The organism is Pseudomonas sp. MF6396, from assembly GCF_002018915.1.
Lineage (GTDB): Bacteria > Pseudomonadota > Gammaproteobacteria > Pseudomonadales > Pseudomonadaceae > Aquipseudomonas > Aquipseudomonas palmensis.
In genome coordinates this window covers 19,547-45,112 of record NZ_MVOK01000028.1, presented here as the reverse complement: position 1 = coordinate 45,112, position 25,566 = coordinate 19,547, and the positions used below count along the sequence as shown (strand labels likewise).

Sequence of the window (25,566 nt, the reverse complement as noted above, 5' to 3'; positions counted from 1 at the left end):
GGAGCCGGCCTTGCCGGCGAATGGAACACCGCGCAGGGTCGGATCCCACAGTGTAGTGCGCCCTTCGCGCAAGGCCGCCCTACAGGCCCGGGGCCAGCAACAGGTTCGGCGCCAGGCGCTGGTACCCCTCCTGATCCAGGCGCATGTCCAGTGCCAGGCTGGCCAGGTCTGCCGACAGGGCCTCCGATTGCGCATCGCTTTCAAGGTAGACCAGCTGCATTCGAGGCAGCATTCGGCCCGCAACGGCGCCTGCCCGGCGACATGGCGGTCATCCTCCAGGCTGAAGTACTGCAAGCCCTTGCTTTGCTCGCAATACACGCACTTGACCCGCACCGCATGCCATTCACAGGCACACAACGCACACACCAGGTAGCGCAGGCCGTTGTACTTGCCGCGGTGGCGGATTACCCCCGCCATCGCCGGCGAACCACATGCCGGGCACTGCCCCAGGCTGTCGCCGGGCTTGAGTTCGACGCCGGGCATGGCCAGCAGCCAATGGCTCCACGCCGCCTGCAGCGCGGCCCCCAGAAACGGCACCAGCGCCGCCGGCACCGCGCTGTACTGCCCGCCCAGCAGTGCCAGCGCCCACACCATGCGCTGCCCTGCCCCGGCCTCGCGCAATTGCGTCTGGGCCTGATGCGCCAGCGGCGAAGACGCCTCGTAGCGTTGCAACAGGGCATCCAGCCAGCCCGGCCAGGCGCCCTCGCGCACCAGGCTGGCGGCGGCCAGGGGCGCCAGGCCGTGGGTCACGCACAGCTGCAGGCGCTGCGGGTCGGGCAGGGCCGCTGCCGGTGGGTTGTCCAGCAACCCCTGCTGCACGCGGCACAACCCGGCCACGAAGCGCAGGTAGTCGCCCAGCGCATGCCCCTCGGCCAGCAGGTCGAGGCGTTCGGCACGCAGCGCAAACAGCTGGGGCGGTGGCGGGTGCAGAAACGGCGGCGAACTGGCCGAAGCCTGGATCTGATCGGGTTCCATCACGGTACTCAAGGCTTGGCTCCTTTGTGCGTGTCGGGCCGCTCGTCCCGAGTGACCTCCCGGTACCATAGCGCATGGTGCTTGCGCGCCCACGCGCGGCTGACCCAGCCATGCAGCATGGCGCTGACCGAGCCCTTGATCCAGATGCCGGCATAGATGTGCACGATGATGCTCAGCACCAGCACGAAGCCGGCCAGGGCATGCAGCAGGGTGGCCAGGCGAATGGTGTCGATACCGAAGTACGCGCTGAAGTAGGCACGCCAGATCACCACGCCACTCACCAGCAGCACCAGCATGCACGCCAGCAGGGTCCAGAACAGCAGCTTCTGCCCGGCGTTGTACTTGCCCACCGGTGGTACGCCCTCCTCCTCGTTGCGGATCACCCGGTCGACCCGGCGCAGCCACTGCCGGTCGGTGGCGGTGATGAAGTTGGCCCGCCAGAAGCGCAGCACCAGCCCCAGGAACAGCACGAACATCAGCACGCCCATGAACGGGTGCAGGATGCGTGTCCACGGCCCGCCGCCGAACAGGTGGCTGAGCCAGAACAGCGCCGGATGAAACAGCGCCAGCCCCGACAGTGCCGCCATGAAGAACAGGATCGCCACCAGCCAGTGGTTGGTGCGCTCGTTGGCGGAGTAACGCAGTATCGGCTTGTGCTTCATGGCCGTTGCTCCCCTGGTGCGGTGGGCTTGCCCGGGTCATACACATGCACCGACGGGTCGACCTGATGCACGCTGGTGTCAGGATGCTCGTCATCCTCTTCCTCGACCCGCTGCGGGCCGATGCGCACGTAGTGGAAGAACCCGGCCAGCACCGCCGCCCCCATGGCCAGCAGCGCCAGCGGTTTGCTCACGCCCTTCCACAGCCCGACCAGCGGGCTGATCACCGGGTTGTCGGGCAACCCCGCGTACACGCGCGGCGTGTCGGCGTGGTGCAGCACGTACATCACATGGGTGCCACCCACGCCGTCCGGGTCGTACAGGCCGGCATGCTCGAAGCCCCGCGACTTGAGGTCGACGATGCGTTCGGCGGCGTGCTCCTGCATGTCGGTCTTGCTGCCGAACACGATGGCGCCGGTGGGACAGGTCTTCACGCAGGCCGGCTCCAGCCCCACGGCCACGCGGTCGGAACACAGGGTGCACTTGTAGGCCTTGTGGTCCTTCTGCGAGATGCGCGGGATGTTGAACGGGCAGCCTGTGATGCAGTAGCCGCAGCCGATGCAGTGGTCCTGGTTGAAGTCGACGATGCCGTTGGCGTGCTTGATGATCGCCCCCGGGCTGGGACAGGCCTTGAGGCAGCCGGGGTCGGCGCAGTGCATGCAGCCGTCCTTGCGGATCAGCCACTCCAGGTTGCCGTCGGCGGTCTCGTGCTCGGTGAAGCGCATCAGCGTCCAGCTTTCAGCACTGAGGTCCTGCGGGTTGTCATAGGTGCCGTGGTTGTGACCCACCTCGTCGCGCAGCTCGTTCCATTCCGAACACGCCACCTGGCAGGCCTTGCAGCCGATGCACTTGGTGGTGTCGATCAGCTTGGCGACCTGCTCCTGCTGGCGCACCGAGGGGGGCAGCGTGGTGGTGGCCGAACGGGCAATGATGTCTTGGCTGGCCATCAGATTTTCTCCACGTTGACCAGGAACGACTTCGATTCCGGGGTCTGTGTATTGCCATCGCCGAGGAACGGCACCAGGGTGTTGGTCAGGTAGCCATGCCGCGTCAGCCCGGTGAAGCCCCAGTGCAGCGGGATACCGACCTGGTGCACGGTCTGGTTGTTGACCTGCAGCGGACGAATCCGCTTGGTGACGACCGCCACCGCCTCGATATGCCCACGCTTGCAACTCACCCGCACCCGGTCGCCGGCCTGGATACCCTTCTGCTGCGCCAGCACTTCACCGATCTCGACGAACTGCTCGGGCTGGGCGATGGCGTTCAGGCGCGCATGCTTGCTCCAGAAGTGAAAGTGCTCGGTCAGCCGGTAGGTGGTGGCCGCGTAGGGGTAGTCCTTGGCCTGGCCGAGGGTGTCCCACACCGAGTCGAAGATGCGTCCGGCCGGGTTGCTGGTGGCCTTCTTGTTGGTGGGGTGCAGCGGGTTGATCCCGATCGGCGTCTCGAAGGGTTCGTAGTGCTCGGGGAACGGGCCTTCGGCCATCTTGTCGACGGCGAAGAACCGGGCCACCCCTTCGGGGTTCATGATGAACGGGTTCATGCCCGCCTCGGGGGGCACGTCGGCCTTGTAGTCCGGGCTGTCGGTGCCGGTCCAGGCCTTGCCGTTCCACCATACCAGGCGTTTTTTCGGGTCCCAGGGCTGGCCTTGCGGAGTGGCCGAGGCACGGTTGTAGAGGATTCGCCGGTTCATCGGCCAGGCCCAGGCCCAGCCCAGGTTCTGCTTCATGCCATACGGGTCGCTGTTGTCGCGCCGAGCCATCTGGTTGCCCTGCTCGGTCCAGCTGCCGCAGAAGATCCAGCAGCCGGACGCGGTACTGCCATCGTCCTTGAGCTGGGCGAACCCCGACAGTTGCTGGCCGCCCTTGAGCGCGGCGCCGGTGGCATCGACCTGATCGGTCACGGCCACGCCGTTGAGCTCCCTGGCCAGCTCTTCGGGGGAGGGTTCATCGGCGACCTTGTACGGCCAGCTGAGGTTGAGCAGCGGTTCGGCAAACGCGCCACCCTCGGCGCGGTAGCGTTCACGCAGGCGCAGGAACAGGTCGCTCATGATGCGCACGTCGGTACGGGTTTCGCCCGGGCCGTCGGCGCCCTTCCAGTGCCACTGCAGCCAGCGGCTGCTGTTGACCAGCGAACCGTCCTCCTCGGCGAAGCAGGTGGTGGGCAGGCGGATGACCTCGGTGGCGATGTCGGCCGTGCTGACGTCGTTGTACGGCCCTGCGTTGCGCCAGAACTCCGAGGTTTCGGTGGCCAGCGGGTCCATCACCACCAGCCACTTGAGCTTGCTGAGCGCGGCAGTGACGCGGTTCTTGTCGGGCAGCGCGGCAATCGGGTTGAAGCCCTGGCACATGTAGCCGTGCACCTCGCCCCTGCCCATCATGTCGAACATCTTGAGCACGTCGTAGCCTGGGATGTCGAGCTTGGGCAGCCAGTCGTAGCCCCAGTGGTTCTCGGCAGTGGCGTTGGCGCCATACCAGGCCTTCATCAGACTGACGTGGAACTTGCCGTAGTTCTGCCAGTACGACAGCTGCCCTGGGCGCAGCGGCTTGAGGGCGCGTTTGGCGATGTAGCCGTCGTAGTCCTGCTCGGCATCACCGGGCAGAGTCAGGTAGCCCGGCAAGGAGTTGGACAGCAGGCCCAGGTCGGTCAGGCCCTGGATGTTGGAGTGCCCGCGCAGGGCGTTGACCCCGCCACCCGGCATGCCGACGTTGCCCAGCAGCAGTTGCACCATCGCCGCGCTGCGGATGATCTGCGCGCCGATCGAATGCTGGGTCCAGCCCAGGGCATAGAGGATGGTCATGGTCTTGCCGGGTGTGGAGCAGGTGGCGATCTCTTCCCAGATCTTCTGCATGCTGGCCTGGGGCATGCCGCAGGTCATGCTGGCGAGCTCCGGGGTGTAGCGGCTGTAGTGCTGCTTCATCAGCTGGTAGACGCAGCGCGGGTCCTGCAGGGTCGGGTCGACCTTGGCGAAACCGTCTTCACCCAGTTCGTAGCCCCAGCCGGACTTGTCGGCATAGGTACGCTTGGCCGCATCGTAGCCACTGAACAGCCCGTCCTCGAAGCCGAAGCCGGCTTTGACGATGAACGACACGTCGGTGTAGTTGCGCACGTACTCGTGCTGGATCTGGTCAGTGCTGAGCAGATAGTTGATCAGGCCGCCCATGAAGGCGATGTCGCTGCCGGTGCGAATCGGCGCGTAGTAATCGGCCACCGAGGCGGTACGGGTAAACCGTGGGTCGACCACGATCAGCCGCGCCTGGTTGTGCGCCTTGGCTTCGGTCACCCATTTGAAACCGCACGGGTGCGCTTCTGCTGCGTTGCCGCCCATCACCAGGATCAGGTTCGCGTTGGCGATATCGGTCCAGTGATTGGTCATGGCACCACGGCCGTACGTCGGGGCAAGACTTGCCACCGTCGGGCCGTGTCAGACACGCGCCTGGTTGTCGAACCCCAGCATGCCCAAACTGCGAATGACCTTGTGGGTCAGGTAGCCGGCTTCGCTGGAAGCCGCCGAGGCCGCGAGGAACCCGGTGCTGAGCCAGCGGTTGACGGTCTGGCCCTGGGCGTTCTTCTCGATGAAGTTGGCGTCGCGGTCGGCCTTGACCAGCTCGGCCACTCGGTCCATGGCCTCATCCCAGCTGACGCGCGTCCACTCGTTGCTGCCCGGCTTGCGCACCTGCGGGTACTGCAGGCGGCTGGGGCTGTGGATAAAGTCCAGCAGGCCTGCACCTTTGGGGCACAGGGTGCCGCGGTTGACCGGGTGATCGGCGTCGCCTTCGACGTGGATGATGCTCTGCGCCACGTTCTTGCCCGCATCGCCCTGGCTGTACAGGATCAGGCCGCAGCCGACCGAGCAGTAGGGGCAGGTGTTGCGGGTTTCCTTGGTGCGGGCCAGCTTGAAGTGGCGTATCTGTTCGGCGAAGGCCGGCGCGGGGGCCATGCCCAGCGCCGCCAGGCTCGAACCTCCAAGGCCGATGGCGGCGACCTTGAAAAATTGCCGACGGTTGAGATCCATCGTGCACTCCTGATCAGGTGGTGGACGCGCGGAGCATTGCCGGCGTCTCGTGAACAGTCACGGTGGCGGCCACTGGGTGGTCGTCAATATTCACTCTAGCCAAGATCGGGCCAAGCACCATTAAAACGGATTATCGATGCGCGCAACGGGTGCATAATCGCCAGCCTGACCACCATCGCCAAGGGACTGCATGATGCAATTGGACAAGAACGGGTTGCCGCTGCTGGAGCAGTTTGGCGAAGAAGGTTTTGTGGACTGCGTGTTTCAGGTGCAGCACCTGATGCAGGATGACGTGCACTACCACTTTGACCTGCGTGCCGCGTTCGCCGGGCACTCGGTGGGTGTGCGGGCGCGGCTGCGGCGCGACGTGCAGCCGGGGTTCGATGGCGAGATGAACGTGATACAGGCGCACTTCTACAGCGACGGGCTCGAGATCTCGTCGCTGGGCCTGGAGACCGAGCGGTTCATCGAGGCGCTGGCACAGCTGTATGAAATCGAGCTGGTCGATGGCCCCGGGGCGGTCGGCGAGCGCTTCAGCGTGATTGCGCTGCACCAGGCGGACACCGGGCTTGAAGCGGGTGCGGTGCGCCTGAAGGTGTTCGGCAACGACCGTTCGGATTCGGCGCCAGGCAGCTACTACGAAAGCTTCTTCAATGTCGACCTGCCAGCCGGTCATGTGTACTGGAACGAGAAGGACGTGGAGTATCGCGCACCGATGCTCAATGCACTGGCGGGGCTGGTGGGCCAAGGCGTGGCCGCGGCGTGAGTGCTCACGGGCCGCTTCACCTCCTGGCGGCCCGCTAGAGGTACCGCGAGGCCCGCACGTGCGCTGAACATCGCAAGCGTGTCAGGGCCACCGCCCACCGAGGTTTCCCCAGAACGCAAAACGCCCGATGCAGCGCATCGGGCGTTTGTCTTGAAGCGCGGCGTTGGCCAGGGCTCAGAACGGGATGTCGTCATCGAAGCTGTCGAAGTCGGCAGCCGGCTGCGGCGCAGGCTGTTGCGGCGCAGGGCGCTGCTGAGGGGCCTGCTGCGGACGCTGCTGAGGCGCCTGCTGACGTGGGGCCTGGTTGTAGTTGTTGCCACCCTGCTGCGAACCGTCCTGGTTCTGCGGACGACCACCCAGCAGCTGCATGGTGCCCTGCATGTCGACGATGATCTCGGTGGTGTAACGCTTGATGCCGTCCTTTTCCCACTCGCGGGTCTGCAGCTTGCCCTCGATGTACACCTGCGAACCCTTGCGCAGGTACTCGCCGGCAATCTCGGCAACCTTGCCGAACATCGACACACGGTGCCACTCGGTACGCTCGACCTTCTGGCCGGTCTGCTTGTCGGTCCACTGCTCGCTGGTGGCCAGGCTGAGGTTGGTCACCGCGTTGCCGTTGGGCAGGTGGCGAACTTCAGGGTCCTGGCCGCAAGTGCCGACCAAAATGACTTTGTTAACCCCACGGGCCATAACGTTCTCCTAGGCTTGGCACGCCGCGGGCGCCGGGTTTACCAGCAGCTCCAGGGCCGTACGATCCAAAATTTGTGTATCCAGTTTGATATAGATGGCGGCTTCCTCTGCCACCACCACTGCGTCGGTCACACCCGGCACGGCCTTGAGGCGCTCGGTCAAGCCCGCTTCGCGCATCGCTTCTGGCGACAACGGCAAGCGCAGGCTCGTCACGTAAGGTGGTTCGCGCATAGTAACAGCTATGGCCAACCAAAGGGCACAGAGGCCTGCGCACCCCAGGAAAACCACGCTCAAGCCGCCATGCTGGAACAACCAGCCACCCATGATCCCGCCCAGCGCCGCCCCCAGGAACTGGCTGGTGGAATACACCCCCATCGCCGTGCCCTTGCCACCGGCCGGCGACACCTTGCTGATCAGCGAAGGCAACGAGGCTTCGAGCAGGTTGAAGGCGGTGAAGAAGATCACCGTGCCGATCACCAGTGACTGCAGGCTGTTGCCCAGCTCCCAGAAAAACAGCTCTGTGAGCATGAGCACACTGACCGCGCCCAGCAGGACACGTTTCATCTTGCGCTTTTTTTCACCGTAGATGATGAACGGAATCATTGCGAAGAATGAAACCAGCAAGGCGGTGAGGTAGACCCACCAGTGCTCCTCTTTCGGCAACCCGCCACGCTCCACGAACGCCAGCGGCAAGGCGACGAAGCTGGCCATGAGGATGGCGTGCAGCACGAAGATGCCGACGTCCAGGCGCAGCAGGTCGGGGTGACGCAGGGTCGGCCCCAGGGCCTGCTTGGCCACGCCCGACTCGCGATGCGCCAGCGGGCCGTTGGAGGCCGGAACCACGAAGGCGATCAGGCCGATGCCCACCACCGCCATCGCTGCGGTGGCCAGGAACAACCCCGACAGGCCGAAGGCCCGCGTTACCAGTGGCCCCACGACCATCGCCACGGCGAACGACAGGCCGATGCTCATGCCGATCATGGCCATGGCCTTGGTGCGGTGCTGTTCGCGGGTGAGGTCCGAGAGCAACGCCATGACCGCGGCGGAGATGGCGCCCGCACCCTGCAGGATGCGCCCGGCGATCACGCCCCAGATCGAGTCGGCCTGCGCTGCCAGCACGCTGCCCAGGGCAAAGATCACCAGCCCCAGGTAGATCACCGGCCGACGGCCGATGCGGTCGGAAATGACCCCGAACGGAATCTGCAATACGGCCTGGGTCAGGCCATAGGCACCGATGGCCAGGCCGATGAGCGCCGGCGTGGCGCCCGCCAGGTCCATGCCATAGGTGGCCAGTACCGGCAGCACCATGAACATGCCCAGCATACGGAAGGCGAACACCAGGGCCAGGCCGCCTGCGGCGCGGGTCTCGCTGCCGCTCATGCGTTCGCTGTGGGGATCGTGCATGGATAAACCTCGTGTGAACCGGCGGCGATTCTACCAGTCGGATCGGTTAACGGCATATACGCGACGCTTTGCCGCGTGGTGGCAGCGCGCCGTATACTCCTCCGTTTATGCCCGCCAAGCGAGGCCGCAGTGGACAAGATCCTGATACGTGGGGCACGTACCCACAACCTTAAGAACATCGACCTGACCCTGCCCCGGGACAAACTGATCGTCATCACCGGTCTGTCCGGGTCCGGCAAGTCATCGCTGGCGTTCGACACCCTGTATGCCGAAGGCCAGCGTCGCTACGTGGAATCGCTGTCGGCGTATGCCCGCCAGTTCCTGTCGATGATGGAAAAGCCAGACGTCGACACCATCGAGGGGCTGTCGCCGGCCATCTCGATCGAGCAGAAGTCGACCTCGCACAACCCGCGCTCGACCGTGGGCACCATCACCGAGATCTACGATTACCTGCGCCTGCTGTATGCCCGTGTGGGCACCCCACGCTGCCCCGACCACGACATCCCGCTCGAAGCCCAGACTGTCAGCCAGATGGTCGACCTGGTGCTGGCCCAGCCCGAGGGCAGCAAGCTGATGCTGCTGGCTCCGGTGATTCGCGAGCGCAAGGGCGAGCACCTGGCGGTGTTCGAAGAGCTGCGTGCCCAGGGCTTCGTGCGCGCACGGGTCAACGGCAAGCTGTACGAGCTGGACGAGTTGCCCAAGCTCGACAAGCAGAAGAAGCACAGCATCGATGTGGTGGTCGACCGCTTCAAGGTGCGCGACGACCTGCAGCAGCGCCTGGCCGAATCGTTCGAGACGGCCCTTAAGCTGGCCGATGGCATCGCCCTGGTGGCGCCGATGGACGACGAGCCGGGTGAAGAGATGATCTTCTCGGCGCGCTTCGCCTGCCCGATCTGCGGCCACGCGATCAGCGAGCTGGAGCCCAAGCTGTTCTCCTTCAACAACCCGGCCGGCGCCTGCCCGACCTGCGACGGCCTGGGCGTGAAGCAGTTCTTCGACATCAAGCGCCTGGTCAACGGCGAGCTGACCCTGGCCGAGGGCGCGATTCGCGGCTGGGACCGGCGCAATGTGTATTACTTCCAGATGCTCGGCTCGCTGGCCGCGCATTACGGGTTCAGCCTGGAGGTGCCGTTCAACGAGCTGCCGGCCGACCAGCAGAAGGTGATCCTGAACGGCAGTGGCAAGCACAACGTCGACTTCAAGTACCTCAACGACCGGGGCGATATCGTCAAGCGCTCACACCCCTTCGAGGGCATCGTGCCGAACCTGGAGCGGCGCTACCGCGAGACCGAATCGGCCACCGTGCGTGAAGAGCTGGCCAAGTTCCTCAGCACCCAGCCCTGCCCCGACTGCCGCGGCACCCGCCTGCGCCGCGAGGCGCGCCATGTGTGGGTTGGCGAGAAGACCCTGCCAGCGGTTACCAACCTGCCGATCGGCGATGCCAGCGACTACTTCGGCGGCCTCAAGCTGACCGGGCGCCGTGGCGAGATCGCCGACAAGATCCTCAAGGAAATCTGCGAACGCCTGCAGTTTCTGGTGAACGTGGGCCTGGACTACCTGACGCTGGATCGCAGCGCCGATACCCTGTCGGGCGGCGAGGCCCAGCGTATCCGCCTGGCCAGCCAGATCGGCGCCGGCCTGGTGGGGGTGATGTACATTCTCGACGAGCCATCCATCGGCCTGCACCAGCGCGACAACGATCGCCTGCTGGGCACCCTCAACCACCTGCGCGACATCGGCAACACGGTGATCGTGGTGGAGCACGACGAGGACGCCATCCGCATGGCCGACTACGTGGTGGATATCGGCCCGGGCGCGGGCGTGCATGGCGGCCAGATCGTGGCCGAGGGCACCCCGGCCGAGGTGATGGCGCACCCGGACTCGCTGACCGGCAAGTACCTGTCGGGCCGCGTGAAGATCGCCGTGCCGGCCAAGCGCACCCCGCGCAACAAGAAGCTGTCGCTCAAGCTCAAGGGCGCACGCGGCAACAACCTGCAGAACGTCGACCTGGAGATCCCGATCGGCCTGCTGACCTGCGTGACCGGCGTGTCCGGTTCGGGCAAGTCGACGCTGATCAACAACACCCTGTTCCCGCTGGCGGCAACCGCGCTCAACGGTGCCAGCACGCTGGAAGCTGCGGCCCACGACAGCTGCGATGGCCTGCAGCACCTGGACAAGGTGGTGGACATCGACCAGAGCCCGATCGGGCGTACACCGCGCTCCAACCCGGCGACCTACACCGGGCTGTTCACGCCGATCCGCGAGCTGTTCAGCGGCGTGCCGGAGTCGCGCTCGCGCGGCTACGGGCCGGGGCGTTTCTCGTTCAACGTCAAGGGCGGGCGCTGCGAGGCGTGCCAGGGCGATGGCCTGATCAAGGTCGAGATGCACTTCCTGCCCGACATCTACGTGCCGTGCGACGTGTGCAAGAGCAAGCGCTACAACCGCGAAACGCTGGAGATCAAGTACAAGGGCAAGAACATCCACGAGGTGCTGGAAATGACCATCGAGGAAGCCCGCGAGTTCTTCGATGCGGTGCCGGCACTGGCGCGCAAGCTGCAGACGCTGATGGACGTGGGCCTGTCGTACATCAAGCTGGGCCAGTCGGCGACCACGCTGTCCGGTGGTGAGGCGCAGCGGGTCAAGCTGTCACGCGAGCTGTCCAAGCGCGATACCGGCAAGACGCTGTACATCCTCGATGAGCCGACCACTGGCCTGCACTTTGCCGATATCCAGCAACTGCTGGACGTGCTGCATCGCCTGCGTGACCACGGCAACACCGTGGTGGTGATCGAGCACAACCTGGACGTGATCAAGACCGCCGACTGGCTGGTAGACCTTGGGCCGGAAGGCGGCTCCAAGGGCGGACAGATCATCGCCTGCGGCACGCCGGAGGAGCTGGCCGAGATGAAGCAGTCGCACACGGGGTATTACCTCAAGCCGCTGCTGGCGCGCGACCGGGCCTGAACTGCAGGAGCCGGCCAGGCCGGCTCCTGCACAGCGGCATGCGGGCACAAAAAAAGGCCATCGGGTACGCCCCGATGGCCTTGTTCGTTGCGCGGTGGATTACATCTGCGATTGCAGGTAGTTCTCCAGGCCCAGCGACTTGATCAGACCCTGCTGCTTCTCCAGCCAGTAAGTGTGATCTTCTTCGGTGTCGGCCAACTGCACGCGCAGGATGTCACGGCTGACGTAGTCCTTGTGCAGCTCGCACAGCTCGATGCCTTTGCACAGCGCAGCGCGCACCTTGTACTCAAGGCGCAGGTCGGCAGCGATCATCTCGGGCACGGTGGTGCCGATGTCCAGGTCGTCCGGGCGCATGCGCGGGGTGCCTTCGAGCATGAGAATGCGGCGCATCAGGGCGTCGGCGTGTTGTGCCTCTTCTTCCATCTCGTGGTTGATTCGCTCGTAGAGCTTGCTGAAGCCCCAGTCTTCGTACATGCGCGAGTGGATGAAGTATTGGTCACGTGCCGCCAGTTCGCCCGTCAGCAACGTGTTGAGATAATCGATTACGTCCGGGTGACCTTGCATTGCCCTGACTCTCCCTGTGTGAAAGCCATAGTTTGAACCAGGATGACTGTAAGGTCACTGCAAATTGCGCTAAAACCGCTAAAAAAGTGGGTAAACAGTAGTCAATTGCATTGAAAAACCGCCCAGATGAGGGCGGTTCTTCTTATCACTTCGACTTAGGCCAGATTGAGACCCAATGCCTTTGCGATTCCCCCTCCGTAGGCCGGATCGGCCTTGAAGAAGTGCTGCAGCTGACGATCCACGACATCGCGCGAGACGCTGGCCATGGTGCCGGCGATGTTGGCGATCAGCAGGGCCTTCTGCTCATCGTTCATCAGGCGGAACAGCGCACCGGCATGGCTGTAGTAGTCGGTGTCTTCACGATGATCGTAACGGTCTGCTGCACCACCGAGGGCCAGTGCAGGCTCAGCGTACTGCGGGGCCTGCTTGGGTGCGTCGGCGTAGCTGTTGGGCTCGTAGTTGGGCGCCGCGCCGCCGTTGCTGCCAAAGGCCATCGAACCATCGCGCTGGTAGCTGTTCACCGGGCTGCGTGGGGCGTTTACCGGCAGTTGCTGGTGGTTGGTACCCACACGGTAACGGTGAGCGTCTGCGTAGGCGAATACGCGGCCCTGCAGCATGCGGTCTGGCGACAGCCCCACACCCGGGATCATGTTGCTGGGGCCGAACGCGGCCTGCTCGACTTCGGCAAAATAGTTGAGCGGGTTGCGGTTGAGCTCCAGTTCGCCCACCTCGATCAGCGGATAGTCCTTCTGCGACCAGGTCTTGGTCACGTCGAACGGGTTCTCGGCACGGCTGGCGGCCTCGGCTTCGCTCATTACCTGGATGCACACGCTCCATTTCGGGAAGTCACCGCGCTCGATTGCTTCGAACAGGTCGCGCTGGGCGTAATCCGGGTCGGTACCGGCCAGGCGGGCCGCCTCGGCAGGCGCCAGGTTCTTGATGCCCTGCTTGGTCTTGAAGTGCCACTTGACCCAGGTACGCTGGCCCTGTGCGTTGATCAGGCTGTAGGTGTGGCTGCCGAAACCGTGCATGTGACGGTAACCGTCCGGGATGCCGCGGTCGGAAAACAGGATGGTGACCTGGTGCAGCGATTCGGGCGAATGCGACCAGAAGTCCCACATCATCTGCGGGCTTTTCAGGTTGCTTTGAGGCAGGCGCTTCTGGGTGTGGATGAAGTCCGGGAACTTCAATGGATCACGGATGAAGAACACCGGCGTGTTGTTGCCCACGATGTCCCAGTTGCCTTCCTCGGTGTAGAACTTGAGTGCAAAACCCCGAGGGTCACGCTCGGTATCGGCCGAACCCCGCTCGCCACCCACTGTGGAGAAACGCAGGAAGGTCTCGGTCTGCTTGCCGACGCTGCTGAACAGCTTGGCGCAGGTGTACTGGGTGATATCGCGGCTGACGGTAAACGTGCCATAGGCACCCGACCCCTTGGCGTGTACACGGCGCTCAGGGATGTTCTCGCGGTTGAAGTGCGCAAGCTTTTCAATCAGGTGGAAGTCTTCCAGCAACAACGGACCCCGCGGGCCTGCCGAACGCGAGTTCTGGTTGTCGGCGACCGGCGCGCCACTGGCGGTGGTCAGCGTTTTGTTCTGGCTCATGCACTCTCTCCTTAATCAGACTTTTGCGGCCGGCTAATCGGCGTAGACAGAAGTATCGACCAGGAACATGACACCATCAAATTCATTACATGACTGAGATCAATAGATTATTTCAATTCATACAGAAACAAAAAACCGGGCACTGGGCCCGGTTCCTTGTTACAGACTGTTCGCCTTACTCAGCAGCTTCAACCGAGCCACCAACAGGACGATCAACCAGCTCGACGTACGCCATAGGTGCGTTATCGCCAGCGCGGAAACCGCACTTGAGGATACGCAGGTAGCCGCCCTGACGGGTGGCATAGCGCTTGCCCAGATCGTTGAACAGCTTACCGACGATTTCTTTCGAACGGGTACGGTCGAAAGCCAGACGACGGTTAGCAACGCTGTCTTCCTTGGCCAGGGTGATCAGCGGCTCGGCAACGCGGCGCAGTTCCTTGGCTTTTGGCAGAGTAGTTTTGATCAGCTCGTGCTCGAACAGCGACACCGCCATGTTCTGGAACATGGCCTTACGGTGAGAGCTGGTACGGCTCAGGTGACGTCCACTTTTACGATGACGCATGGGTTCATTCCTTACCAAACACTACGTTCGGTGATTACGACGATCAGGCAGTCGCCTTGTCGTCCTTCTTAAGACTTGCAGGCGGCCAGTTGTCGAGGCGCATGCCGAGGGACAGACCACGGGAGGCCAGAACGTCCTTGATTTCGGTCAAGGATTTCTTGCCCAGGTTCGGAGTCTTCAACAGTTCTACTTCGGTACGCTGAATCAGGTCGCCGATGTAGTAAATGTTCTCCGCCTTAAGGCAGTTGGCCGAACGCACGGTCAATTCCAGATCGTCAACCGGACGAAGCAGGATCGGATCGATCTCGTCTTCCTGTTCGACTACCACTGGTTCGCTGTCGCCCTTGAGGTCGACGAATGCAGCCAACTGCTGTTGCAGGATGGTTGCAGCACGACGGATTGCCTCTTCAGGATCCAGAGTACCGTTGGTTTCCAGATCAATAACCAGCTTGTCCAGGTTAGTACGCTGCTCGACACGGGCGTTTTCCACCACGTATGCGATACGGCGAACCGGGCTGAACGAAGAGTCGAGCTGCAAGCGACCAATGCTGCGGCTTTCGTCTTCATCGCTCTGACGCGAATCGGCCGGTTCATAACCACGACCACGAGCTACGGTGAGCTTCATGTTCAAGGCGCCATTGGACGCCAGGTTAGCGATTACGTGATCGGGGTTAACGATCTCGACATCATGATCCAGCTGAATATCGGCAGCGGTAACCACCCCCGAACCCTTCTTCGACAAGGTCAGCGTAACTTCGTCACGACCGTGCAGTTTGATAGCCAGGCCTTTCAGGTTCAACAGGATTTCAATGACGTCTTCCTGAACACCTTCGATGGCGGAGTACTCGTGGAGTACACCGTCGATCTCGGCCTCGACTACTGCACAGCCAGGCATGGAGGACAACAGGATGCGGCGCAGCGCGTTGCCCAGGGTATGGCCAAAACCACGCTCGAGAGGCTCGAGAGTGATTTTAGCGCGGGTTGGACTGACGACCTGCACATCGATGTGGCGGGGCGTCAGGAACTCATTTACCGAAATCTGCATGGATGCACCTATTTTCTAGCCCTTACTTGGAGTAGAGCTCGACAATCAGGCTTTCGTTGATGTCGGCAGACAGATCACTGCGAGCAGGAACGTTCTTGAAAACGCCCGACTTCTTCGCGGTGTCTACATCTACCCACTCAACGCGGCCACGCTGGGCGCACAGTTCAAGGGCTTGAACAATGCGCAGCTGGTTCAGCGACTTCTCGCGAACCGCGACCACGTCACCCGGACGAACTTGGTAGGACGGAACGTTTACAGTCTTGCCGTTAACGCTGATCGCTTTGTGCGAAACCAGCTGACGGGATTCGGCACGAGTAGCGCCAAAGCCCATACGATAAACGACGTTATCCAGACGGCATTCGAGCAGTTGCAGCAGGTTCTCACCAGTAGCGCCCTTCGAGGAGGCCGCTTGCTTGTAGTAACCGCTGAACTGACGCTCGAGCACGCCGTAGATACGACGGACTTTTTGCTTTTCACGCAGCTGGGTGCCGTAGTCGGACTGACGACCGCGGCGCTGACCGTGAATACCTGGGGCTGCTTCGATGTTGCACTTCGATTCCAGAGCGCGAACGCCGCTCTTCAGGAACAGATCGGTGCCTTCACGACGAGACAGTTTGCATTTTGGACCAATGTAACGTGCCATTTATCTGTCTCCTGATTACACGCGGCGCTTCTTCGGCGGACGGCACCCGTTATGCGGGATTGGCGTCACGTCGGTGATGCTGGCGATCTTGTAGCCACAGCCGTTCAGAGCACGAACAGCGGACTCACGACCTGGACCTGGACCCTTGACGTTGACGTCGAGGTTCTTCAGACCATATTCCAGCGCAGCTTGACCAGCACGCTCAGCAGCTACTTGAGCAGCGAACGGGGTGGACTTGCGGGAACCGCGGAAACCCGAACCGCCGGAGGTAGCCCAGGACAGGGCGTTACCTTGACGATCGGTAATGGTCACGATGGTGTTGTTAAAGGACGCATGGATGTGGGCGATGCCATCAACCACTGTCTTTTTAACTTTTTTACGAGGACGAGCAGCAGGTTTTGCCATGTCTATATTCCTGTCGATTCGCTGGTGCGATTACTTGCGGATCGGCTTACGCGGACCTTTACGGGTACGCGCGTTGGTCTTGGTACGCTGACCGCGTACTGGCAGACCCCGACGATGACGCAGGCCGCGGTAGCAACCCAGGTCCATCAACCGCTTGATTTTCATGTTGATGTCGCGACGCAGGTCACCTTCAGTGGTGAACTTCGCAACTTCGCTACGCAGCTGTTCAATCTGCTCGTCGCTCAGATCTTTGATCTTCACGGCTGGGTTGACCCCAGTGTCTGCACAGATTTTCTGTGCAGTTGTGCGACCGACACCATAGATGTAGGTCAGCGAGATAACAGTGTGCTTGTTATCTGGAATGTTAACGCCTGCAATACGGGCCATTCAGTGGGACTCCAATTGACAGCTACCTACGCCCCGGAAGCCAAGAAATAGGGCGCGAGATAATATCGCTGTAGAAACAAATAATCAACCCAGCAGCGCACTAGCTGCTGGGTTTGAAGCACAGATCACACTCAGCCTTGGCGCTGCTTGTGACGTGGTTCCGCGCTGCAAATCACTCGCACAACACCTTCGCGGCGAATAATTTTGCAGTTACGGCACAGCTTTTTCACCGATGCACGAACTTTCATCACCAACTCCTCGAACCTTAAGGGTCTCTCAGCGCAGCATTCCGCTGCCACCGTAGCCTTTCAGGTTGGCTTTCTTCATCAGGGATTCGTACTGGTGCGAAACGAGGTGCGATTGTACTTGGGACATGAAGTCCATCACAACCACTACCACAATCAGCAACGAGGTCCCGCCAAGGTAGAACGGAACGTTTGCCGCTACCACCAGGAACTGGGGCAACAGACACACGGCCGTCATATAAAGAGCACCGAACATGGTCAAGCGGGTCAGAACGCCATCAATGTAGCGCGCCGACTGCTCGCCTGGACGGATGCCCGGAATAAAGGCACCGGACTTCTTCAGGTTTTCCGCTACGTCTTTCGGATTGAACATCAACGCCGTATAGAAGAAGCAGAAGAAAATAATCCCTGCACTAAACAGCAGAATATTCAACGGCTGACCAGGAGCGATCGACTGCGAGATGTCCTGCAGCCAGCCCATACCTTCAGACTGACCAAACCAGGCACCCAGCGAAGCCGGGAACAGCAAAATGCTGCTTGCGAAAATGGCTGGGATGACCCCGGCCATGTTCACCTTCAGCGGCAAGTGGCTAGTCTGCGCAGCGAAGACCTTGCGGCCCTGCTGACGCTTGGCGTAGTGAACGGCGATTCGACGCTGACCACGCTCAATGAACACCACAAAACCGATAATCGCTACTGCCAGCAAACCGATAGCGACCAGAGCGAAAATGTTGATATCGCCCGTACGTGCAGACTCGAAAGACTGCCCGATTGCTCTCGGAAGACCGGCGACGATACCTGCGAAAATCAACATCGAGATACCGTTGCCTACACCGCGCTCCGTGATTTGCTCACCCAGCCACATCATGAACATCGCACCCGCCACAAACGTGGAGACAGCGACGAAATGGAAGCCAAAGTCAGCAGAAAACGCTACACCCTGACCGGCCAGGCCGATGGACATGCCAACAGCCTGGACCAGCGCCAGGATAACGGTGCCGTAGCGGGTGTACTGGCTGATCTTGCGACGGCCAGCTTCACCTTCCTTCTTCAACTGCTCCAGCTGCGGGCTGACGGCGGTCATCAGCTGCATGATGATCGATGCCGAAATGTACGGCATGATCCCCAGTGCAAAGATGCTCATCCGTTCAAGCGCGCCGCCGGAAAACATGTTGAACAAGCTAAGAATGGTCCCCTCATTCTGTCGAAACAGTTCCGCCAGCCGGTCCGGGTTGATGCCTGGAACTGGGATGTGTGCGCCTATCCGATAGACGATGATCGCCAGAAACAGAAAACGCAGACGAGCCCAAAGTTCAGACATCCCGCCTTTACCGAGCGAAGAGAGAGCACCTTGCTTAGCCATTTATTCCTCGAACTTGCCGCCAGCTGCTTCGATAGCCGCACGCGCACCTTTGGTGGCTGCGATACCCTTGATGGTGACCGCGCGAGTAACTTCGCCGGACAGCATGATTTTCACACGCTGTACGTTTTGGTTAATCACGTTGGCATCCTTCAAGGATTGCACGGTGACAACGTCGCCTTCCACTTTGGCCAGCTCGGACAGACGCACTTCTGCGCGGTCCATGGCTTTCAGGGAAACGAAGCCGAATTTCGGCAGACGACGGTGCAGCGGCTGTTGACCGCCTTCAAAGCCTGGAGCGATGGTGCCACCGGAGCGGGAGGTCTGACCTTTGTGGCCACGGCCACCGGTCTTGCCCAAACCACTACCGATACCACGACCCGGACGATGCTTCTCGCGACGGGAACCCGGCGCTGGACTCAGATCATTGAGTTTCATCGATTAACCCTCGACGCGCAGCATGTAGTAAGCCTTGTTGATCATCCCGCGATTCTCGGGAGTATCCAGGACTTCTACAGTGTGACCGATGCGGCGCAGACCCAGACCCTTAACACACAGTTTGTGGTTAGGGAGACGGCCGGCGGTGCTTTTGATCAGCGTTACTTTGACGGTAGCCATGATCAGCGGATCTCCTCGACGCTCTTGCCGCGCTTGGCAGCAATGGATTCAGGAGATTGCATAGCCTTCAGACCCTTGAAAGTGGCATGAACCACGTTCACTGGGTTGGTCGAGCCGTAGCACTTGGCCAGGACGTTCTGAACGCCAGCAACTTCCAGGACAGCACGCATCGCGCCACCGGCGATGATACCGGTACCGTCGGAAGCAGGCTGCATGTACACCTTCGAAGCGCCATGGGCGGACTTGGTGGCGTACTGCAGAGTGGTGCCGTTCAGGTCTACCTGAATCATGTTGCGACGGGCAGCTTCCATGGCTTTCTGGATCGCAGCAGGTACTTCGCGCGATTTGCCACGGCCGAAACCAACGCGACCCTTGCCATCACCTACCACGGTCAACGCGGTGAAAGTGAAGATACGGCCGCCTTTTACGGTTTTGGCTACGCGGTTAACTTGAACCAGCTTCTCGATGTAGCCTTCGTCGCGCTTTTGATCGTTATTTGACATAACTTAGAACTCCAGTCCGCCTTCACGAGCACCATCTGCCAGCGCTTTAACGCGGCCGTGGTACTTGAAGCCAGAACGGTCAAAGGCAACTTGAGATACACCGGCGGCTTTCGCGCGCTCAGCTACCAGCTTGCCAACCTTAGTGGCCGCGTCGATGTTGCCAGTGGCGCCATCACGCAGGTCTTTGTCCAAAGTCGAGGCGCTGGCCAGGACTTTGCTGCCGTCGGCCGAAATGACCTGGGCATAGATGTGCTGCGAGGAGCGGAACACGCAGAGACGCACGACTTCGAGTTCGTGCATTTTCAGGCGTGCTTTGCGAGCGCGACGCAGTCGAGTAACTTTTTTGTCGGTCATTTGCTATGCCCTACTTCTTCTTGGCTTCTTTACGACGGACGACTTCGTCCGCGTAACGCACACCCTTGCCTTTGTACGGCTCTGGTGGACGGAAGTCGCGGATTTCAGCGGCCACCTGACCTACCAGCTGCTTGTCGATACCCTTGATCAGGATGTCGGTCTGGCTAGGGGTCTCAGCGGTGATGCCCTCAGGCAGTTCATAATCCACTGGGTGCGAGAAGCCGAGCGCCAGGTTCAGCACGGTGCCCTTGGCTTGCGCCTTGTAACCAACACCGACCAGCTGGAGCTTGCGCTCGAAGCCTTGGCTTACGCCCTGGACCATGTTGTTCACGAGTGCACGGGTAGTGCCGGCCATTGCGCGAGTTTGTTGGTCGCCGTTGCGAGCAGCGAAACGCAGCTCACCAGCTTCTTCAACAACTTCAACGGACGAGTGAACGTTCAGTTCGAGAGTGCCCTTGGCACCCTTCACCGAAAGCTGTTGGCCGACGAATTTGACTTCGACACCGGCTGGCAGCTTAACGGGGTTCTTAGCGACGCGAGACATGCTTATCCCCCCTTAGAACACTGTGCAGAGTACTTCGCCGCCGACACCGGCAGCGCGCGCAGCACGATCAGTCATCACACCTTTGTTGGTGGAGACGATAGACACGCCCAGACCGCCACGTACTTTCGGCAGCTCTTCGACGGACTTGTACTGACGCAGGCCTGGACGACTTACGCGCTTGACTTCCTCGATGACCGGACGGCCTTCGAAGTATTTCAGCTCGATGGACAGCGAAGGTTTGACTTCACTGCTGACCTGATAACCCGCGATGTAACCTTCGTCTTTCAGAACTTTGGCTACAGCCACCTTCAGGGTCGAGGACGGCATGCTTACGACGGACTTTTCAGCCATCTGGGCATTACGGATTCGAGTTAGCATGTCCGCTAACGGGTCCTGCATACTCATGGGCTAGACGCTCCTGATACAAGAAAAATTAGCCTTTCGGCTACTACAGTCACCTGAACACAACGGGCAAAAAACCCGGGCTCAGGTGAGCCGGTCATTCTAGACACATCCCAGAAACGAAACAAGCCCCATAAGGGGCTTGTTTCGTTGCAAGATCACCGGCGGTCGGAAGATCACTCCCCCGCCGCCAGGGCCCTGCCGGTACGTCTTACCAGCTGGCTTTGACCAGACCTGGAACGTCACCGCGCATTGCTGCTTCACGCAGCTTGTTACGGCCGAGGCCGAACTTGCGGTAAACGCCGTGTGGACGACCGGTGATGCGGCAGCGGTTACGCATGCGCGAGGCGCTTGCGTCACGTGGCTGCTTCTGCAGAGCGATCGAGGCTGCCCAACGTTCTTCTGGAGTTGCATTCAGATTAACGATGGTAGCTTTGAGCTCAGCACGCTTCTTGGCGTATTTAGCAACCGTGAGCTGACGCTTCAGCTCGCGGTTTTTCATGCTCTTCTTGGCCATTTTCCTACTCCAATCAGTTGCGGAACGGGAATTTGAAAGCGCGCAGCAGAGCGCGACCTTCGTCATCCGTACGAGCAGTGGTGGTCAGGGTAATGTCCAGACCGCGCAGAGCATCGATCTTGTCGTAGTCGATTTCCGGGAAGATGATCTGCTCTTTCACGCCCATGCTGTAGTTGCCACGACCGTCGAAGGACTTGGCATTCAGGCCGCGGAAGTCGCGAACCCGAGGCAGGGAGATCGCCAGCAGGCGGTCCAGGAATTCGTACATACGATCACGGCGCAGAGTGACTTTGACGCCGATCGGCCAGCCCTCACGGACTTTGAAGCCCGCGATGGATTTCCGAGCGAAAGTCACAACGGCTTTTTGACCGGTGATCTTCTCGAGGTCAGCTACAGCGTGCTCGATGACTTTCTTGTCGCCGACAGCTTCGCCCAGACCCATGTTCAGGGTGATCTTGGTAACGCGCGGAACTTCCATCACGTTCGCCAGCTTAAGTTCTTCCTTAAGCTTGGGAGCAATTTCCTTCCGGTAAATCTCTTTCAGTCGTGCCATGGTCTTCTACCTAGCAGTGTTCAAGCATCAACCGCTTTTTGGGTCGACTTGAAGACACGAATTTTTTTGCCTTCTTCTACTTTGAAACCAACGCGGTCAGCCTTGTTGGTTTCGCCGTTGAAGATGGCGACGTTGGAAGCGTGCAGTGGCGCTTCTTTCTCGACGATACCGCCTTGTACGCCCGACATAGGGTTAGGCTTGGTATGACGCTTCACCAGGTTGATCCCACCAACGACCAGACGGTCGTCAGCGAGAACCTTGAGCACCTTACCGCGCTTACCTTTGTCTTTGCCGGCGATCACGATGATCTCGTCGTCACGACGAATCTTTTGCATGTCGGATCTCCTTACAGCACTTCTGGGGCGAGCGAGACGATCTTCATGAACTTCTCAGTACGAAGTTCACGGGTCACTGGCCCAAAGATACGGGTGCCGATCGGCTCTTGCTTGTTGTTCAGCAGAACAGCAGCATTGCCATCAAAGCGGATGATGGAGCCGTCAGCACGACGGACACCGTGGCGAGTGCGGACTACAACAGCAGTCATCACCTGGCCTTTCTTCACTTTACCGCGAGGAATTGCTTCCTTGACGGTTACCTTGATGATGTCACCGATACCGGCGTAGCGACGGTGCGAACCGCCGAGCACCTTGATGCACATGACGCGACGAGCGCCGCTGTTATCGGCCACATCGAGCATGGATTGAGTCTGAATCATAAAATTTCTCCGACCCCTAGCCCTTAGACTTCAACAGCGCGTTCGAGAACTTCAACCAGTGCCCAGGACTTGGTCTTGGCCAGCGGACGAGTCTCGCGGATGGAGACCTTGTCGCCGATGTGGCACTGGTTGGTTTCGTCGTGCGCGTGCAGCTTAGTCGAACGCTTAACGTATTTACCGTAGATCGGGTGCTTTACGCGACGCTCGATCAGTACGGTGATGGTTTTGTCCATCTTGTCGCTGACGACACGGCCAGTCAGCGTACGGACGGTTTTTTCAGCTTCAGCCATGATCACTTACCTGCCTGCTGGTTGAGCACAGTTTTCACGCGAGCGATGTCACGCTTAACTTGCGAGAGCAGGTGCGACTGCCCCAACTGGCCAGTTGCCTTCTGCATACGCAGATTGAACTGGTCGCGCAGCAAGCCGAGCAGTTGCTCGTTCAGCTGCTGTGCTGATTTTTCACGAAGTTCATTCGCTTTCATCACATCACCGTCCGCTTAACAAAGGAGGTGGCGAGAGGCAGCTTTGCAGCCGCCAAGGCGAATGCCTCACGCGCCAGCTCTTCAGAAACACCCTCGATCTCGTACAGGACCTTGCCTGGCTGGATCTGGGCAACCCAGTACTCCACGGAACCCTTACCTTTACCCATCCGCACTTCGAGAGGCTTCTTGGAGATCGGCTTGTCCGGGAATACACGGATCCAGATCTTGCCGCCACGTTTTACGTGACGGGTCAGGGCACGACGTGCCGATTCGATCTGGCGAGCGGTGAGACGACCGCGAGCAACAGCTTTCAGAGCAAACTCGCCGAAGCTGACTTTGCTACCGCGCAGTGCCAGACCACGGTTGTGGCCAGTCATCTGCTTGCGGAATTTTGTACGCTTTGGTTGCAACATTTGGCGTACCCCTTACTTAGCAGCTTTTTTACGAGGCGCTGGTGCTTGTGGTTTCAGTTCTTCTTGGCGACCACCAATAACTTCGCCTTTGAAAATCCAAACCTTCACACCGATCACACCGTAAGTGGTGTGAGCTTCGTAAGTGGCATAGTCGATGTCGGCACGCAGGGTGTGCAGTGGCACACGACCTTCGCGATACCATTCAGTACGTGCGATTTCAGCACCGCCGAGACGACCGCTCACCTGGATCTTGATGCCCTTGGCACCAATACGCATGGCGTTCTGTACGGCGCGCTTCATGGCGCGACGGAACATCACACGACGCTCCAGCTGCTGAGCTACGCTCTGAGCTACCAGCATACCGTCGAGTTCCGGCTTGCGGATCTCTTCGATATTGATGTGCACAGGCACACCCATTTGCTTGGTCAGGTCCTGACGCAGTTTCTCAACATCTTCACCTTTCTTCCCGATAACGATACCTGGACGAGCGGTGTGGATGGTGATGCGTGCAGTTTGAGCCGGACGATGGATATCGATACGGCTAACGGACGCGCTTTTTAGTTTGTCTTGGAGGTACTCACGCACATTCAGATCTGCGAGCAAATAGTCCGCATAAGTCCGACCGTCTGCGTACCAGACGGAGGTGTGCTCCTTGACGATTCCCAGGCGAATGCCAGTGGGATGTACTTTCTGACCCATCTGATCGACTCCGTTACTTGTCCGCAACCTTGACAGTGATATGGCAAGACCGCTTGACGATGCGATCAGCGCGGCCTTTGGCACGCGGCATGATGCGCTTCAGCGAACGCCCTTCGTTGACGAAAACGGTGGAGACCTTCAGGTCATCAACGTCTGCGCCTTCGTTATGCTCGGCGTTGGCTACGGCCGACTCGAGGACTTTCTTCATGATTTCAGCGGCTTTTTTGCTGCTGAAGGCCAACAGGTTGAGCGCTTCGCCCACCTTCTTCCCGCGGATCTGGTCGGCGACCAAGCGGGCTTTCTGGGCGGAGATGCGAGCGCCCGACAACTTAGCGGCTACTTCCATTTCCTTACCCCTTAACGCTTGGCTTTCTTGTCAGCCACGTGCCCGCGGTAGGTGCGGGTACCGGCGAACTCGCCCAGTTTATGGCCGACCATGTCTTCGTTCACGAGAACTGGGACGTGTTGGCGACCGTTGTGTACCGCGATGGTCAGACCGACCATTTGTGGCAGGATCATCGAACGGCGCGACCAGGTCTTAACTGGTTTGCGATCGTTCTTTTCCGCCGCCACTTCGATCTTCTTCAGTAGGTGAAGATCGATAAAAGGACCTTTTTTCAGAGAACGTGGCACTGTCGTATCCCTCTATTTACTTGCGACGACGGACGATCATTTTGTCGGTACGCTTATTACCACGAGTCTTCGCGCCCTTAGTCGGGAAGCCCCATGGCGATACCGGATGACGACCACCGGAGGTACGACCTTCACCACCACCATGTGGGTGGTCAACCGGGTTCATGGCAACACCACGAACGGTTGGGCGAACGCCACGCCAGCGTTTGGCACCAGCTTTACCCAGCGAACGCAGGCTGTGCTCGGAGTTCGAGACTTCGCCCAGGGTCGCACGGCACTCAGCCAGGACTTTACGCATTTCACCAGAGCGCAGACGCAGGGTCACATAGACACCTTCGCGAGCGATCAGCTGAGCCGAAGCACCAGCGGAACGAGCGATCTGTGCACCTTTGCCCGGCTTCAGTTCGATGCCGTGAATGGTGCTACCCACTGGAATGTTGCGCAGTTGCAGGGAGTTGCCTGGCTTGATTGGAGCCAGAGCACCTGCAATCAGCTGGTCGCCAGCACTCACGCCTTTAGGGGCGATGATGTAGCGGCGCTCGCCGTCTGCGTAGCAGAGCAGTGCGATGTGAGCAGTACGGTTCGGGTCGTATTCGATACGCTCGACAGTGGCGACGATGCCGTCCTTGTCGTTGCGACGGAAGTCGACCATACGGTAATGCTGCTTATGACCACCACCTACGTGACGCGTAGTGATGCGGCCATTGTTGTTACGACCACCAGACTTCGATTTCTTCTCGAGCAGCGGTGCGTGAGGAGCGCCTTTATGCAGCTCCTTGTTGACCACCTTGACCACGAAACGGCGGCCAGGGGAAGTCGGTTTGCATTTAACGATTGCCATGATGC

General features: G+C 60.5%; 33 protein-coding genes and 1 pseudogene. 2 read left to right on the top strand and 32 right to left on the bottom strand.

From position 1 onward, the window contains the following. Positions 1 to 79 precede the first annotated feature (79 nt). The 4 genes and pseudogenes from fdhE to fdnG form a co-directional block, all read right to left on the bottom strand. Positions 80 to 987 (bottom strand): annotated as a pseudogene (gene fdhE, locus MF6396_RS23205) (formate dehydrogenase accessory protein FdhE). Then, complete coding sequence (locus tag MF6396_RS23200) at positions 984 to 1,637, bottom strand: formate dehydrogenase subunit gamma (protein WP_078481649.1); 654 nt, start codon at positions 1,635 to 1,637, stop codon at positions 984 to 986. The pseudogene fdhE and the gene MF6396_RS23200 overlap by 4 nt, the downstream one beginning before the upstream one ends. Beyond that, a complete protein-coding gene (gene fdxH / locus MF6396_RS23195; protein WP_043861915.1) occupies positions 1,634 to 2,581 on the bottom strand; it encodes a formate dehydrogenase subunit beta in 948 nt (315 codons plus the stop codon). The genes MF6396_RS23200 and fdxH overlap by 4 nt, the downstream gene beginning before the upstream one ends. After that, complete coding sequence (gene fdnG, locus MF6396_RS23190) at positions 2,581 to 5,646, bottom strand: formate dehydrogenase-N subunit alpha (protein WP_153046111.1); 3,066 nt, start codon at positions 5,644 to 5,646, stop codon at positions 2,581 to 2,583. Before fdnG ends, fdxH begins: the two co-directional genes overlap by 1 nt. Before the next feature lie 193 nt (positions 5,647 to 5,839). Between fdnG and MF6396_RS23180 the strand changes: the two genes are divergently transcribed. Continuing rightward, complete coding sequence (locus MF6396_RS23180) at positions 5,840 to 6,412, top strand: hypothetical protein (RefSeq protein ID WP_052504272.1); 573 nt, start codon at positions 5,840 to 5,842, stop codon at positions 6,410 to 6,412. Positions 6,413 to 6,586: 174 nt separating this feature from the next. Here the strand turns inward: MF6396_RS23180 and MF6396_RS23175 are convergent, their stop codons facing one another. Beyond that, a complete protein-coding gene (locus MF6396_RS23175) occupies positions 6,587 to 7,102 on the bottom strand; it encodes a single-stranded DNA-binding protein (RefSeq protein ID WP_043861918.1) in 516 nt (171 codons plus the stop codon). A 9-nt stretch (positions 7,103 to 7,111) separates the two neighbouring features. After that, positions 7,112 to 8,506 carry an MFS transporter gene (locus MF6396_RS23170; RefSeq protein WP_054916437.1) on the bottom strand — a complete coding sequence of 465 codons (1,395 nt, stop codon included), beginning with the start codon at positions 8,504 to 8,506 and terminating at the stop codon, positions 7,112 to 7,114. A 129-nt stretch (positions 8,507 to 8,635) separates the two neighbouring features. Here MF6396_RS23170 and uvrA point away from each other — a divergent pair, with 129 nt between their 5' ends. Next, a complete protein-coding gene (uvrA, locus tag MF6396_RS23165; protein WP_043861920.1) occupies positions 8,636 to 11,470 on the top strand; it encodes an excinuclease ABC subunit UvrA in 2,835 nt (944 codons plus the stop codon). A gap of 99 nt (positions 11,471 to 11,569) precedes the next feature. On the opposite strand, the gene bfr is transcribed toward uvrA, so the two are convergent. From bfr to rplB, 26 genes are all read right to left on the bottom strand, one after another. Continuing rightward, the gene (gene bfr / locus MF6396_RS23160) at positions 11,570 to 12,034 is read right to left on the bottom strand and encodes a bacterioferritin (protein ID WP_043861921.1); all 465 of its coding nucleotides are present in this window, start codon (positions 12,032 to 12,034) and stop codon (positions 11,570 to 11,572) included. A 155-nt stretch (positions 12,035 to 12,189) separates the two neighbouring features. Then, a complete protein-coding gene (locus MF6396_RS23155; protein WP_078481647.1) occupies positions 12,190 to 13,638 on the bottom strand; it encodes a catalase in 1,449 nt (482 codons plus the stop codon). Between the two features lie 175 nt (positions 13,639 to 13,813). Next, on the bottom strand, positions 13,814 to 14,200 hold the full coding sequence (rplQ, locus tag MF6396_RS23150) for a 50S ribosomal protein L17 (RefSeq protein WP_002555463.1): 387 nt from the start codon (positions 14,198 to 14,200) through the stop codon (positions 13,814 to 13,816). Between the two features lie 43 nt (positions 14,201 to 14,243). Then, positions 14,244 to 15,245 (bottom strand): DNA-directed RNA polymerase subunit alpha, encoded by a 1,002-nt coding sequence (locus tag MF6396_RS23145; RefSeq protein ID WP_003186012.1) that lies wholly within the window; start codon positions 15,243 to 15,245, stop codon positions 14,244 to 14,246. Positions 15,246 to 15,267: 22 nt separating this feature from the next. Then, positions 15,268 to 15,888 (bottom strand): 30S ribosomal protein S4, encoded by a 621-nt coding sequence (rpsD, locus tag MF6396_RS23140; RefSeq protein ID WP_043861923.1) that lies wholly within the window; start codon positions 15,886 to 15,888, stop codon positions 15,268 to 15,270. Positions 15,889 to 15,903: 15 nt separating this feature from the next. Continuing rightward, positions 15,904 to 16,293 (bottom strand): 30S ribosomal protein S11, encoded by a 390-nt coding sequence (gene rpsK / locus MF6396_RS23135; RefSeq protein WP_002555466.1) that lies wholly within the window; start codon positions 16,291 to 16,293, stop codon positions 15,904 to 15,906. A 30-nt stretch (positions 16,294 to 16,323) separates the two neighbouring features. Beyond that, entirely contained in the window at positions 16,324 to 16,680 is a 357-nt protein-coding gene (gene rpsM, locus MF6396_RS23130; RefSeq protein ID WP_043861924.1) for a 30S ribosomal protein S13, read from the bottom strand. Positions 16,681 to 16,811: 131 nt separating this feature from the next. After that, a complete protein-coding gene (gene rpmJ, locus MF6396_RS23125) occupies positions 16,812 to 16,928 on the bottom strand; it encodes a 50S ribosomal protein L36 (protein WP_002555468.1) in 117 nt (38 codons plus the stop codon). Between the two features lie 28 nt (positions 16,929 to 16,956). Next, complete coding sequence (gene secY, locus MF6396_RS23120; RefSeq protein ID WP_043861925.1) at positions 16,957 to 18,288, bottom strand: preprotein translocase subunit SecY; 1,332 nt, start codon at positions 18,286 to 18,288, stop codon at positions 16,957 to 16,959. Further along, the gene (gene rplO, locus MF6396_RS23115; protein WP_010220318.1) at positions 18,289 to 18,723 is read right to left on the bottom strand and encodes a 50S ribosomal protein L15; all 435 of its coding nucleotides are present in this window, start codon (positions 18,721 to 18,723) and stop codon (positions 18,289 to 18,291) included. Between the two features lie 3 nt (positions 18,724 to 18,726). Then, a complete protein-coding gene (rpmD, locus tag MF6396_RS23110) occupies positions 18,727 to 18,903 on the bottom strand; it encodes a 50S ribosomal protein L30 (RefSeq protein WP_010220317.1) in 177 nt (58 codons plus the stop codon). Between the two features lie 2 nt (positions 18,904 to 18,905). Next, positions 18,906 to 19,406, bottom strand: a complete 501-nt coding sequence (gene rpsE, locus MF6396_RS23105; protein WP_043861926.1) for a 30S ribosomal protein S5 — start codon at positions 19,404 to 19,406, stop codon at positions 18,906 to 18,908. Between the two features lie 3 nt (positions 19,407 to 19,409). Further along, the gene (gene rplR, locus MF6396_RS23100) at positions 19,410 to 19,760 is read right to left on the bottom strand and encodes a 50S ribosomal protein L18 (RefSeq protein WP_043861927.1); all 351 of its coding nucleotides are present in this window, start codon (positions 19,758 to 19,760) and stop codon (positions 19,410 to 19,412) included. Positions 19,761 to 19,770: 10 nt separating this feature from the next. Then, the gene (gene rplF / locus MF6396_RS23095; protein WP_043861928.1) at positions 19,771 to 20,304 is read right to left on the bottom strand and encodes a 50S ribosomal protein L6; all 534 of its coding nucleotides are present in this window, start codon (positions 20,302 to 20,304) and stop codon (positions 19,771 to 19,773) included. Between the two features lie 12 nt (positions 20,305 to 20,316). Then, positions 20,317 to 20,709, bottom strand: coding sequence for a 30S ribosomal protein S8 (gene rpsH, locus MF6396_RS23090; protein WP_010220313.1), 393 nt, complete (start codon positions 20,707 to 20,709; stop codon positions 20,317 to 20,319). A gap of 208 nt (positions 20,710 to 20,917) precedes the next feature. Then, positions 20,918 to 21,223 carry a 30S ribosomal protein S14 gene (gene rpsN / locus MF6396_RS23085; protein WP_043861929.1) on the bottom strand — a complete coding sequence of 102 codons (306 nt, stop codon included), beginning with the start codon at positions 21,221 to 21,223 and terminating at the stop codon, positions 20,918 to 20,920. Between the two features lie 13 nt (positions 21,224 to 21,236). Next, on the bottom strand, positions 21,237 to 21,776 hold the full coding sequence (rplE, locus tag MF6396_RS23080; protein ID WP_043861930.1) for a 50S ribosomal protein L5: 540 nt from the start codon (positions 21,774 to 21,776) through the stop codon (positions 21,237 to 21,239). Positions 21,777 to 21,796: 20 nt separating this feature from the next. Next, complete coding sequence (rplX, locus tag MF6396_RS23075) at positions 21,797 to 22,111, bottom strand: 50S ribosomal protein L24 (RefSeq protein ID WP_008374158.1); 315 nt, start codon at positions 22,109 to 22,111, stop codon at positions 21,797 to 21,799. 11 nt (positions 22,112 to 22,122) lie between these two features. Continuing rightward, positions 22,123 to 22,491, bottom strand: a complete 369-nt coding sequence (rplN, locus tag MF6396_RS23070) for a 50S ribosomal protein L14 (protein ID WP_002555479.1) — start codon at positions 22,489 to 22,491, stop codon at positions 22,123 to 22,125. A 23-nt stretch (positions 22,492 to 22,514) separates the two neighbouring features. After that, on the bottom strand, positions 22,515 to 22,781 hold the full coding sequence (gene rpsQ, locus MF6396_RS23065; protein WP_008374160.1) for a 30S ribosomal protein S17: 267 nt from the start codon (positions 22,779 to 22,781) through the stop codon (positions 22,515 to 22,517). 2 nt (positions 22,782 to 22,783) lie between these two features. Continuing rightward, the gene (rpmC, locus tag MF6396_RS23060; protein WP_002555481.1) at positions 22,784 to 22,975 is read right to left on the bottom strand and encodes a 50S ribosomal protein L29; all 192 of its coding nucleotides are present in this window, start codon (positions 22,973 to 22,975) and stop codon (positions 22,784 to 22,786) included. Further along, positions 22,975 to 23,388, bottom strand: coding sequence for a 50S ribosomal protein L16 (gene rplP, locus MF6396_RS23055; RefSeq protein WP_003255479.1), 414 nt, complete (start codon positions 23,386 to 23,388; stop codon positions 22,975 to 22,977). The genes rpmC and rplP overlap by 1 nt, the downstream gene beginning before the upstream one ends. A gap of 12 nt (positions 23,389 to 23,400) precedes the next feature. Beyond that, positions 23,401 to 24,087 (bottom strand): 30S ribosomal protein S3, encoded by a 687-nt coding sequence (gene rpsC, locus MF6396_RS23050; protein ID WP_010220308.1) that lies wholly within the window; start codon positions 24,085 to 24,087, stop codon positions 23,401 to 23,403. A 13-nt stretch (positions 24,088 to 24,100) separates the two neighbouring features. Beyond that, positions 24,101 to 24,433 (bottom strand): 50S ribosomal protein L22, encoded by a 333-nt coding sequence (gene rplV / locus MF6396_RS23045; protein ID WP_003103908.1) that lies wholly within the window; start codon positions 24,431 to 24,433, stop codon positions 24,101 to 24,103. Positions 24,434 to 24,444: 11 nt separating this feature from the next. Further along, positions 24,445 to 24,720 (bottom strand): 30S ribosomal protein S19, encoded by a 276-nt coding sequence (rpsS, locus tag MF6396_RS23040; RefSeq protein WP_002555486.1) that lies wholly within the window; start codon positions 24,718 to 24,720, stop codon positions 24,445 to 24,447. Between the two features lie 16 nt (positions 24,721 to 24,736). Then, on the bottom strand, positions 24,737 to 25,561 hold the full coding sequence (gene rplB, locus MF6396_RS23035; RefSeq protein ID WP_078481646.1) for a 50S ribosomal protein L2: 825 nt from the start codon (positions 25,559 to 25,561) through the stop codon (positions 24,737 to 24,739). Between the last annotated feature and the right edge of the window lie 5 nt (positions 25,562 to 25,566).